Below are 11,957 nucleotides of genomic sequence, written 5' to 3' on the forward strand. Positions count from 1 at the left end.
ATCGACGTGCGGTCGTGTGCGTCATGGACAAGGGGAAGCATGGGCAAGCTGGAAGAGATATCCCGGCTCTACGGCGTCGAGAGCGGGAGTCCGTACCGGCATCTGGCTTCGGACCACGGCATGGCCTTGACCCTGTCGAGCGACTACTACGATCTGGCTCACCAGGCTTACCAAGTCCGTCGGTCGTCGAAGGTACGACGACAGGTGTTCGCAGACCGTCTCGTCACCAAGCTTATGAATGGGGCGAAATGGGATGAGAGTCGAGTCCACGAGGCCGAAGCTCTACACCTGGTCAGCGTCCCACTTGCCGGGGAGGTCCCGCCGCTCGAACTCGTGCAGCTTCTTGCGCCGCCGATAGAACGACTCAAGGACATGCGACGGGAGAACCAGGAGCTGTGGCGATACAGCGGGTTGCTCATTCGCACGGTCTCCATGGCGGCGAGCAAGCTCGATCGATACACGGCTGCATACCATTTCATCAATCAGGCGCATGGTGCACTCGCTACTTCGACTGAGGACCAGGACAACATGACCAAGGCGGAGGCAATCCAGCAACTATTGCTGCAGGAGTGTGGGCAATTGACGCGGAACGTCGAGGCGGGGCTCGTCGAACACGACAAGGTCAGACGAAAGGTGAACTGGGACGGCAACCCTCCCGAGAGGTCGTTGCAGATCGAGGAAGAACTGGTACCGATGCGGGTGTTGGCTCGGGCGGCGGCCGAGTCTGGCCGGCAAGGGTGCCTCCGTATCGAGCGCATCATCGAGCGGTGTGGACTTCCTGACGAGCCCGACCCTGAGGATCGGCGGCTCGCCGCGAGTTCCTGGTTTCTTACCAGCAACATCATGTATCTGCGGTCGCTGATGTCCGCTGCGACCGTCGAGCTGCTCGCGCGGAATCAGGACTCGACGTATTCGACCGAGGCGCAACGGGTGTATGCGTCGATCATCGAGTGGACTCGAACGCCGCTGCAGCAGTCGCACAAGTTGGACCTGACGCGTGCCGCGCTTCACTGGGCATTTCTCAACGATGGCAATCACCCGTACCTTCAGCGGCCACTTCTTGTCCCGATACGGAAGGACGTTCCGAGGTACCTTGCGTTCTCGGTCGACGGCAAACTGGATGTGGACAAGTGTTCTGCCGAGCTGTTTGCCCACGACCACAACGCGGGTGTCCTCGACAACATCGCTCATGCCCAGACCTACCAAATCCTTTCGGAACGAGGAGGAGTCGGCCGGCTCGGGTATCTCTCCTGGCTCGACCGTCGTCGCAGGATGGTCAAATCACAGGTGACCGACGACGACATCGAAGAGCAGGTAAGGAGCAGCAAGACCACAACGACGGTCATGCTGAGCAACGCTGCCAGGATGGTGGTGCGTAGTGGCCGCTACCGCTATGTCTTACAGGGTCTATGACCGACCCGGGGGCTATCCGATCGGAAGCCGAGGACGAGATGGAGCGCGCGGGGGCCCTCGAGCGCGAGTTCGACCACCTGAAGGCGGCCGAGGCGTATCGAAACGCCTCACGCCTGTACCGCGAGCTCGGTGAAAGACCGTTCGATTGGGCTGCGCCCGAGTTTCACTACGCCAAGCAGCTCTCGCTTGCCCGTCGTTTCGAGCAGTCGGTCGTCGCTTTCGATGTCGCGGCCGAATCGTTCCGACCCCTCGGACCGCGTAGGGTCGCGGACTGTCGTGCAGGTGCAGGTGCCGCTTTGGCCAGGCTGGGGCGGTACGAGGAGGCCACAAACCGGTTGACCGAGGCGCTGGTCGTGTACACCGAAAGTCAGCGTAACCATCTGTGCTCGACGAAGATCGATCTTGCCTACGTCTATCTCCAGATCGGTCGCTACAAAGACGCTGTCGACGAATTGGCGTCGGCCAGACCGCTCTGCATTACGCCACTTCAGGCAGTGGGCGTGGAGCTGATCGAGGCGGACATCGAAACAGCCCGGAGTAAATACGCGAACGCCGAAGCGTGCATCGACCGGGCGTGGCGCCTCTCGGGAGATACGGATCCGATGATCTCGGCGCGGCTACATGCAAGCAGGGCGCTGGTGAAGTCCAACGCAGGTGACATCGACAGAGCGCGAGAGTTGTACCAGCGCGCGATCGAGTCGTACTCCCAGATCGATACCTTGGCCGTCCGAGAGCAACTGGCCGTGTGCACGATGAACCTGGGGGCTGTTCTCGGAGCCGAGGGACGCCATTCCGACGCACTCGATCGGTATCGTGACGCGCTGGAAATCTTCGAGCAGACGCCGCCGGTTCTCGATCGAATCGCCGACTGTCGGATGAACATTGGAGTCGAGTACTTGATGCTCGGTGACTTTGTCAACGCCCGTGCCGCCCTGGAAGACGCAAGGGATCAATACGACGCCCTACCCGGTCTGGTGCGGCAATCCTCCGGGTGCGCGATGAACTTGGCCAAGTTGCACACCTTCGGTGGCGATTTCGACGCTGCACGATCCGAGTACGACCTCGCTCGTGCGGGATTCGGGACATTGGGACTGCCGGAGTGGTCAGCGAGATGCACGGTCAACTCGGTACTCGGCCGCGCCGAATTCAGCGAGGGGAAATCAGCTGCGTTGCTTGCGGAATTGTTGCCTGCCATGGTGTATCTCGACTCCATCCGCTTTCAATTTCCTACCGCAGCTTCCCGCACTGCGTGGCGAACGACAGTAGAGGACGCTACGAGGACAGCGTTCGCCTTGGCTCGCGATGATCCCGCAACTCTGACCGAGCTGATCGAATGGGCGATCAACAGCGGCGTGCACAGTGCAGGTAGTTCGCCCGCGAAGCCTTTGTCCGTGGTCGAGGACGCGAGCGCTGCTGGGCTGCAGGACAAACTTTACTCCTTCGGTGCATCATCACCTGCGGATGCTTCAGGAAAAGGTGCGTCGGCGTACGCATCGAAAGGATCGGGTACGACGCGGCTGATCGCAGGTGCCGCGTTGCCGATGAGCCCGCCGCCTGCTTTGTTGATGCCAGGCGGTGATATTGCGTTGGGTAGGTTTTACGATGCTGCGAGACGGGAGTACTCGGACTCGACGGAGTCGCGGGTCGAGATAGCTGTTTACGACTAGTTGTCTGAATTCTGACCTGCCGCATAGTGAATGAATGTTACTACGACGATGTCAGACTTTCTGTCGTCCAGCTGAAGTGGAACCCAACCGCCTATACGGACCGATCCTAGGGGTTCAGTCGCTAACGGTCATCCTAAATGTGTGGTCAGCACCATGGCGCTGGCATCAAAAGACGCAGTACTGTGCCAGTAGGGCTCATGGGGGATTTCACGAAGCTGGTCAATTGCAGCCCTTATCATGGCAGAGCTGTGTTGCATAACTGCAACGGAAATTTCCATAATATTCTGAGTTGAGCTTGCCTCATATTGAAACTTAAAACCGCAAACCAGTGACCAATTGTGCTTATCGGAACCTTCTGCAAGCCAGTAATGACCAAAATTCATCAATCTGTTCAGATCGGACGTGATTCCCACCACGCTCGTCATGGCCGTCAAGCCCGATGCAATACCGAAACCAAGCTTGCCAACCTGTTCCCCTGCAATGCCAAGTACGCCGTCATTGGTGTAGTGAATGAAACCTGCGAGGTTACCCGAGCCGTGAGGCGAATGAGAGAAGACGCTTTCGACGACTCTTCCGAATTCGGACTGATCCATCTAAGAACCTCGCTATCGTCAGGCAGTCTGCTGAAGACGTGAATTTAGCAGTAAATGCAGAAAGTCGTGGTGTGGGTAAAAATCCATCCGTGCACAATCGTGAACTCCAAGCCGCCGTCTAGTTGCATGGATGACTCGCAATGTGGACAGTGGGTGCTGTTCTACATCAGGTGATCTTCAGTAGAGCCGATGTGGGTAGTGGAAAGCTCCGGTCGAGAATCATTAATCCTCGACCGGAGTCATTTCGGGAGTGAGCCTCAGCTGCAACTGCCGTACTGGCAGTTGTGGCGACTGGTCGGGATATTGTGGGCCAGGGCTTCCTTGCACCACTGGCATTTTCCGTTCGAGTTGTTTGCGCATGCACAGGCCATGTCGGTCTCCCTAGTTGTCTATTATGCTGTGGGCCAGGATCTCCGGCTCGCATGCAAAGTATCGCATGTATAGGTGAAAAAGAAATCCGTCATTCGTACGACACGGCTGTTAGCCGCCGAGCTGTTCAAGATGCGATATGTAGGAAACCGCAGATACTCTGGTTCGGTCCAAGCTCTCGATCGACTGCTCCAATTCACTGTCCGATCGCCGAAGAACCTGGAGAAGTTCTCCAACGTCACCGCCACCTGCTCCGCCGAGGATTCTTTCCAGATGAATGGTATTGGCGATCAACTGCTGACGTAGCAGATCGACGGACCTCTTCGACCGCTCAGACTCCGCTGCAAGTCGCCGGGTTGATTCTACTAGCTCCCGCATTGTCATCAGAGTCGTTCCCCTATTTCACGGGCCTTAGTCGCCGCTAATCCGACGCGCCCTGCGGTGGCACCGACAAGGTCAGCAGATACGTCCAACCTCTGGATCATGTCGCGGTCAAGCTTGGTAGCGGTATTTCCCAGTTCCGTTTGGACATCAGCGGACAAGCTGATCAGCATGTTGCGATGTTGTGCGAGCACGCGAACCAAGGCGTCGAGATTTGCTGCGGCCTGGCCTATCTGAACTCTCAGTTCGTCGACCGTCGACACGTAAGTACCTGCTTTCGAGAGAGTTGTTCACAGAGCAATTATCAACGTGATGCAAAATATGGCCACTGCAATCGCGATGCACAAGTAGACGACCTTCTTTTTCTGGGGAATGTGCGTCGATGGAAGAGCTTGTACGCGGGGGACCACGGCCATCTTCGGCTGCGCATTGTTCCTGGCAGCACGTTCTGCACGTGCAGCAGAACGTCTTGCGCTCGACTCGACGAGCAGTGCCTGCTCGAGCGCACGGCGAAGGTCTGCGACTTCCCGTTCCGCGACTCTGAGGCTTTGGATATCGCGAATCGAAGACATGGACATCTGTCGGCCGATGGCGGAGAGTGCATCCTGTACTTCGGTGTGCAGGGTTCGCTCATGGTTCTCGAACTGTTTGGATCGGGCTGTGATCTCGGCAAGGGTAGAGCGATAGTGCTCTTCGACCGCGGTTCGCTCGCTTCGCGCGAGCTTCTCGGCATTGCCGGTTTTGGCGCGCAGCTCCATCCACTTGCAGATCAACGCCTCGTATTGTGCAAACGCGTCGGTCGTCGTCATCTCTGCACCGCCGGACGTGCTGATGGATCAAAGGGCACGAGCGTCCGAGGCCGGTGAACACTCACCGAGTCGGTGTACGTAATACGTGGGAATCCCTCGGGAGGCTCGGTGTGCGGACCGAATGCGGCGGTATACTCCGCGGGCACTAATCCCGTTGAGACGGTGGCACCGAATCCGCGCAGTCTGGGCACAGTCGTCTGGGCTGCCCTCGCCGACGACCAGCATCCCACCACGAACGCTCCCCGATCCACGGACTCGGTGACATATCGAACGAACAGTTCCGATTTGGTCTTGAAGGTTCTCTCGTCTTGCTCGGACAGTTCTCGCAGTCGGTGCAGGTCGAGAAAGACGACGATTTGTCGGAATCTAGTGGCTCCGACAGGTTCTTCGAGGCCGTCCACAATCGTTGACATGGCACTGTTCTTCGGCACAACCTCGACCGAATAGCCCTGTTCGATCCACGATTCGGCCAGCGCCGATCCAAACGTATCTCCTGCGCAGTCGACAATCTGCACTGTTGCGCCGTCGAACAATGGGTGGATCAGCAGCGATAGAACGATCGAGTTCAGGACCGCGTGAGTGAGTTCCCTGCTCGAACCCAACAGTGCAATGTTCTGTTCGTCATCGAAGCTGACAGCCGGGCCTTCCGCGCCTGTCCGCACACCGATCGGAACGCCAAGGCACGCGAGTGCTGGGCCGCTGCGGTCTGCGGCAACGAGTAGTCGTGACGGCGAGTAGTTGCTGCTGACGAAGACCCGTGGTTCGACGCGGTCGACCGACATCCGCCAGAGGTCGTTCTTGAGTCGCTCGAGATACCGAGAATCTGCGTATGCCACGGACCCGACCACGTTGTCGGAGGGTTCGCCGAAATTGGAGTTCACCACGACATCGCCTCGCACTCGAAGGCTGGCAGCGGCAGTATTCCTGTCTCCGAGAATAGCCCGTGATTCATCGGCGGAGTTCTTGAGCGAGATGCGGTGAGGAATCTGAGCGAAAATCGCGTCCCCGCGCGTGGAGAAGCCAGGAATCCCGCGTATCGACTGCGAGGCGAGAACGACGTGGATACCGTACGCCCGACCTTTTCGCACCAGAGACTCGAGCTGATCCACGGCAGCTCGGCCCACCTCGTCGGATCTGCCGAATAGCACTTGGAACTCGTCGATGACGAGTAAGAGTCGCGGCATCGGTTCCGTCGAGACCGAGCGAAAAGCCGTGATGTCGCCGACTCCGGCGTTCTTGAATGCTGTGGATCTGATTTCGAATTGCTCGGTGAGGTGACTCAGAACGGCAAGCCCGAAGTCGCGATCACTTTCGAGCCCGAGAACGTCGACGTGAGGAAGCCATGCACCGTTGCGACCACTCGGGCCCAGCTGACTGAACTCGACGCCCTCCTTGAAGTCCAGCAAGAACATCCGAACATCGTCGGGGCTGTAGCGTGCTGCTACGCCGTAAATCAGTGTGAGAAGCAGATTGGATTTGCCCTGACCGACCGCTCCTCCGATCAATGCGTTAGGAAGCGGAGGGTTCGCATTCCTGAACTCGAGCCCGAGCACTGTCTCGCCTGCTCGGCCGAACGACGCCACCATAGCCGTGTCGGCCCCCTCGACCCAGGCATCTTCAATTGCGTTGACGATGTCCTCGAACGACGTGACGGGTGCGGTCGACTTCACAGCGACGTCAGACCACCATCCGACAGCATCGAGCCAGCGGGCGCGTCCGGCAGGGGTGTCGAGAGTATAGGGAGCGGGCACCGCGTTCCCGCTCAGAACGCCTCCCGATGCCGATGCGCGTGGTATTAGCGAGAGAAAGTCGGAGGTTTCGACACGGTCTGCGGGTCGCACGTGATCGTCCACGTGGACGATGAAGGAAACCCCCCGAGCCTTGGAGCCGTGTGCGAGCTGGACGAGACGCGCGTGGGTGTCCTCGGTGAACCCGGCGGGATAGCCGAGCAGGACGACGAAGACGTAGCGGGGACGACTATTGGCCTTGCCCAACTCGGCGAATGTCGAGGCACCGGATACTGCCATCGACTCGGCTGTGCTCGCTACCGTGGCGAGGTGCGCGAAAAGCCGCTCTCGCAGCAAGCGCTCGTCGTTGATGGACGGAGCGAAAGCGACAGTGTCCGATGCACGAAGCGCCGAAAATATCCCGAGTGAACCCGTCATGGTTGGGTCGAACACGCAGAATTCGAGCCGGCCCGGTGGCGTTGCCAGCGCGATTCGCAATGCCAGTTCGTGCACTAGAGCGGCCGCATCGGCACCGTCGACTGCAACACCAGCACTGTCGGTGACTTTCAAAAGTCCAGGCAGATCGCTACCGCTGAGATGACCCACTCTAACTGCAGCCGGAAGTCCGGTTGAGATTGACTTCGGTGACCATTCGTTCGACACTTGGCCTGCAATCCCAGGTGCTGCGGTGGCCACGGCGAGGGCCAACTTGTCTTCTAGTGCGCGACGGCGTTGTTCTCCGATCAAAGACGAACTATCCGCGTTTTGCTCCGTCGCAGTCATGGCACGCTGTCGAACCTGTTCTGCCACTGAGCGCTCGGACGCAAGCTCAATGGTGCGTAAGGCGGACAACCTGAGAATCGTGTTGTGGAGCGCACCAGCCAACCGAGAGATGTCTGCACGGGCGTTTTCGGCCACCGACTCGAAGTTGGTGCCGGGTGTGAGCTCATCCGGGTATTGGGCACCGCGCGGACCAGTGTTCATTCGCTCGGTTCGAGCCTGATAGCAGTGACGTGCGCAGGCCTTAAAACGGCGTTCTCGATGGTGAATCCACGGCGGATCAACTGTTCGACGACGAGATCACCGGAGCCACCTGAGACTGACTGCACAGCGTGCAAGCGCGGATCGACAACTCCTACCGCCTCGATCTGAACTACGCCCACGGTCAACAGGACGTCCAGTAGTTCCTCTACCACCGACCCGATAAACCCATCATCGGGTTCGGAATTGCTCTCGATCCGATCGATGACGCCGATAATTCCGAGCGCCAGCGGTCGCACCACCATGGTGCTCAGACCCGCGCGCGCAAACTTGATCTCGGTCCGAAGTTCCTCGAATGCAGCAGCTTTCACTCGGTCCTCGGCAAGTCGTCGTCGAAACAAATCGGTAAGCTGATCGAGACGCAGGCCGATGTCCGCGAGTCCTGCTTGCTCGCTAATGCTCGGGTCAGCATCGTCGACTGTCACTGCACCGCTGCCGATGCCGTCTCGCGGGTCAGATCCGAGACTTCGGCGTCCGACAGCGTCGCGGTACGGAGTATCTCCATTTCGCCCACGTAACTGTTGTCCGCGAGATCGGTGACTTCGACGTGGAGGACACCATCGATGTCGCACGAGAAGACGACGCGGATGGGCGAACCGGCCGGCCGCGGCTGACTCAACTTGAGCAGGGAGGTCCCGAGGATGTTTGTGTACCGGAGGTCGCAACCGTCCTCGTCGCTTTCGGTGATCTGAACGTTGAGCTCGGATTGGCCGTCGGCGACGGTACCGAAATCGTCAACAGCTATCTGGCAGGGGATGGTCGTATTCGGTTTGATGAGAAGGTAATTCACCATAGTGCCCGCCGAGCTTTGGATCGCGACGCCCAGTCCATGTGAGACGACGTCGGAAATGCGAACCGTCTTGCCGTCGGCGAGTTCAGTATCACGTTTCTGCGAGTGTGCAGTCCGAACCTCCGCCGCAATCGCAGCACCGAGGGCTACGGCTTCGTCGGGATGGACAGTGGTATCAGGTTCACGACCGGTTACCCGAGCGACGAGAGAGCGCACCATGGGCATGCGAGTCGAACCGCCAACGAGCAGAACTTTGTCGATGTCGGCGAACCGAAGGCCCGCTGCCTCGACGACGTTTTCGAGAATGTACTCAGTCCTGAGCATCAGATCGATGGTCGCTGATTCGAATTGCTCCCTCGTGATGACGATTTTCTCGGTCACACCGTCGGACGAGACGAACACGGGGGCCGACGCCGAGGTCGACAGCCGAAGTTTGGCAGCCTCGACCCTCTCTCTGAGGCCGGCAAGGATGGCGGTGTCCGTGATCGGTTGTCCTCCTCGCCCAACAAATTCTTTGAGCACCAACTCGATCAGGACGTTGTCGAAGTCGAAACCGCCGAGGTTCCGATCACCCTCTGTGGACACGATGTCCACCACACCGCGGCCAGACTTCATGACCGTTACGTCGAATGTGCCGCCGCCCAGGTCGTAGACCAGGACGGTACCCTCGAATCCTGTGTCGATGCCGTAGCTGACAGCTGCGGCAGTAGGTTCGTTGAGCACACCGAGGACGTTCAGCCCCGCAATGACGCCGGCCTGTTTGGTCGCGTTGCGCTGACCCTCGTCGAAGTAAGCAGGAACGGTTATCAACGCGTCGGTGACCGGTTCTCCGAGAGCCTCCGACGCGCCATCCACTAGGTACTTCAAAATGAACGCAGAGATATGTTCGGGCCCGTATGAGCCATCGCTGCTGTCCGGCATGAACACGTAGTCGCGTGATCCCATGTGTCGCTTGACATAGCTGACGATATCGCCGGACGACGAGGCGATTTGATTTTTCGCTGCCTCGCCGACCAGGATGTCGTCACCGTCGAAGAGCACAACCGAGGGCGTTGTGTTCTTTCCATCGCGGTTGTGGACGATTTCGGCGCGTCCGTCCGCTGACATTGCCGCGACTGCCGAGAATGTCGTACCAAGGTCAATTCCGACCACTCGACCCATAATGCCTGCTCTCTCGTCAATGTCTACTTGCTTACCTACCTGGAATTGCCGCTTTCCAACGGGGTACCCAACACTTGTTGTAGACCAGATAGCCTGCACCGAAGGATGCGAGAATGAGCAGGAATCCGATGCTGTCGATCAATACGATTCCAATTACGAACAACATCAACGGAATTCCGATTGCCCACAGAACGGAGTTGTTGAACAACGACGGGACGTGCCACGTCTTTGCTTCCATCCGATCGAGATAGCCGCGCATCTGCACTATCGCTGCCTTGATGTCCGGATCCGTTGTCAACGAATCGGACTCGGAGGCCAGACCACGCATCTTTTCGATTTCGTCGGAACTGGTGACGACATAGCTGTGGCCGGCCTGGCGTGCGGGGGTCTCCTCGGCTTTCTCGAACAACGCAGCAGCTAGGTAGTTCTTGACGATCTGCTCGCTGGGATGCGCGGCGAGGATACGGCGGAGTATGCTGATTCCTTCGTCGGTGTGACCGTTTTGCAGGAACACAGACGCTTCTGCAAGAGGGTACAGAAAGTTGGATCCGTCCAGCTTTGCTGCGGTGCGGTATTCGACAAGAGCCTGGTCCCATCGTTCCAGCGTCTCAAGCAGTGAACCGGTGTGGAAACGATATTCGGGGTTCTTGGCGTCGATGGTGGTTGCCTGTTTGGCTTCGTACAACGCGTCCTGCACTTCGCCAAGGCCAGCGTTGGCCCTGGACCGCAGGATCCACGACTCGGCCGAGTTACCGATCGTGTGGGTTGCCTCGCGGGCGGCGTAGGCGGCGGAGTGATAGTCACCGTGCGACAGGAAATCCCGGGCCTGAGAGACCCAGTCGGAAGTTCCATTCTGGGCGGGGACGGTAGCTGGCGTAGGCGTCGATACACCCTGGGACAACTTTGCGTCGTACTTCGAGCGTGCGTCGTCCGTTGTCAACAGAGCCTGCCTGGCCTCTGCAAGCCAGCGTACCCAGGTTTCGGCCTCGTGCCGCTGGCTCTGGTCACTCGCCATCTGGCGCTTGGACCAAAGCTTCGTCTTCGTGCGATGAGCCGCCCGAATCTCGTCGGACGAGGCGCTTCTGGGCACCTCGAGCTTTTCGTAGAAGTCGACTTCGACCATCAAACGCTCCCTAGCTCTCTAACGTACTTTGATATCGGTGAAAGTTACTGACGGACAGTGTTGCTGAACAGTCGTGCGTTCGTACGACACAGGTGCAGCCTCTGCATCTACAGAAAATCTCGCGGCTTGAATGCGTCCAGCTGCGTGCGTGGGCGCGTTGTCCTTCGGTCGAACGATGGCGGCTCGTCGGCGGCAGCCCTAACATCTTCCTGCGGTGAAGTCGGCTCAGTGTTCACCAATATTGACGTGGCGAGTCGAAGACAATCGGAGGTGCGTTGCGAGATGAGCGATGCCTTGAACTTTTTTCGCGAAGGTGATTCGGGGCCTACGTTCGGTGCGCGTGATACCGGCTCACCCAGGCTCACAACACTTCGTGTACGGCTCAGGTATGCGACTCCAGACGCTGGACACCGGACGCAGCCTCCCACCGAGGTAGCGCGGGCGGACTCAGTCGATCGCATAAGCGGGTCCGGTGGAGCTCGATCCACGGACCTCGGATTCGCGGAACGCATGCGGCGTGCGCTGAGCAACCTGTTTCACATTCGCTACAACGTCGGTTACCTATGACAGGACCACTCGACTGGCTACGCAACGGCCGACCGACATACGGCGAGATGCATCCAGTACCGGAGACCGCTGGATCGCTTGGGACTGCCCCGAGTTCGGTTGATTGTCGGGGTTGAGTGGCTCGTGCCGCGTGTGCGGCCTGGTTGATTGTCTCAAACTCGATAGGGGTGAGTTTGCCGAGGCGTCGTTGGCGGCGTTTGCGGTGATTGGTCTTCTCGATCCAGGTCACGATTGCCAGCCGTAGTTGCTCGCGGATCGACCATCGTTGACGATCGAGGATGTTCTTCTGCAGGAGGGCGAAGAACGACTCCATCCC

10 protein-coding genes and 1 pseudogene are annotated in these 11,957 nt (G+C 58.8%); 3 read left to right on the forward strand and 8 right to left on the reverse strand.

Going from position 1 to position 11,957, the window contains the following annotated elements:
* The first annotated feature begins 39 nt into the window (after positions 1–39).
* Both J1M87_RS25325 and J1M87_RS25330 read left to right on the forward strand, forming a co-directional pair.
* On the forward strand, positions 40–1,413 hold the full coding sequence (locus tag J1M87_RS25325) for a hypothetical protein (protein WP_206492478.1): 1,374 nt from the start codon (positions 40–42) through the stop codon (positions 1,411–1,413).
* Positions 1,410–3,080 carry a lipopolysaccharide assembly protein LapB gene (locus J1M87_RS25330; RefSeq protein ID WP_206492479.1) on the forward strand — a complete coding sequence of 557 codons (1,671 nt, stop codon included), beginning with the start codon at positions 1,410–1,412 and terminating at the stop codon, positions 3,078–3,080. The genes J1M87_RS25325 and J1M87_RS25330 overlap by 4 nt, the downstream gene beginning before the upstream one ends.
* Before the next feature lie 128 nt (positions 3,081–3,208).
* Here J1M87_RS25330 and J1M87_RS25335 read toward each other — a convergent pair whose 3' ends face one another.
* Positions 3,209–3,673 (reverse strand): hypothetical protein, encoded by a 465-nt coding sequence (locus J1M87_RS25335; protein ID WP_206492480.1) that lies wholly within the window; start codon positions 3,671–3,673, stop codon positions 3,209–3,211.
* Between the two features lie 444 nt (positions 3,674–4,117).
* Between J1M87_RS25335 and J1M87_RS25340 the strand changes: the two genes are divergently transcribed.
* Entirely contained in the window at positions 4,118–4,348 is a 231-nt protein-coding gene (locus tag J1M87_RS25340; RefSeq protein WP_206492481.1) for a hypothetical protein, read from the forward strand.
* A gap of 77 nt (positions 4,349–4,425) precedes the next feature.
* Here J1M87_RS25340 and J1M87_RS25345 read toward each other — a convergent pair whose 3' ends face one another.
* From J1M87_RS25345 to J1M87_RS25375, 7 genes and pseudogenes are all read right to left on the reverse strand, one after another.
* Positions 4,426–4,686 (reverse strand): hypothetical protein, encoded by a 261-nt coding sequence (locus J1M87_RS25345; protein WP_206492482.1) that lies wholly within the window; start codon positions 4,684–4,686, stop codon positions 4,426–4,428.
* Between the two features lie 27 nt (positions 4,687–4,713).
* Positions 4,714–5,232 (reverse strand): hypothetical protein, encoded by a 519-nt coding sequence (locus tag J1M87_RS25350; protein ID WP_206492483.1) that lies wholly within the window; start codon positions 5,230–5,232, stop codon positions 4,714–4,716.
* Positions 5,229–7,565: an FtsK/SpoIIIE domain-containing protein gene (locus tag J1M87_RS25355; RefSeq protein ID WP_206492484.1), complete on the reverse strand. Its 2,337-nt coding sequence runs from the start codon at positions 7,563–7,565 to the stop codon at positions 5,229–5,231. The genes J1M87_RS25350 and J1M87_RS25355 overlap by 4 nt, the downstream gene beginning before the upstream one ends.
* Positions 7,566–7,939: 374 nt before the next feature.
* Positions 7,940–8,425: a nucleotide exchange factor GrpE gene (grpE, locus tag J1M87_RS25360; RefSeq protein ID WP_206492485.1), complete on the reverse strand. Its 486-nt coding sequence runs from the start codon at positions 8,423–8,425 to the stop codon at positions 7,940–7,942.
* A complete protein-coding gene (locus tag J1M87_RS25365; protein ID WP_206492486.1) occupies positions 8,422–9,951 on the reverse strand; it encodes an Hsp70 family protein in 1,530 nt (509 codons plus the stop codon). Before J1M87_RS25365 ends, grpE begins: the two co-directional genes overlap by 4 nt.
* A gap of 31 nt (positions 9,952–9,982) precedes the next feature.
* Positions 9,983–11,074: a tetratricopeptide repeat protein gene (locus J1M87_RS25370; protein WP_206492487.1), complete on the reverse strand. Its 1,092-nt coding sequence runs from the start codon at positions 11,072–11,074 to the stop codon at positions 9,983–9,985.
* A 709-nt stretch (positions 11,075–11,783) separates the two neighbouring features.
* Positions 11,784–11,957: pseudogene (locus J1M87_RS25375) on the reverse strand (IS3 family transposase); the annotation flags it as partial.

The sequence above is a fragment of the Rhodococcus sp. KRD162 genome (genome assembly GCF_017168335.1).
Taxonomy (GTDB): domain Bacteria; phylum Actinomycetota; class Actinomycetes; order Mycobacteriales; family Mycobacteriaceae; genus Rhodococcoides.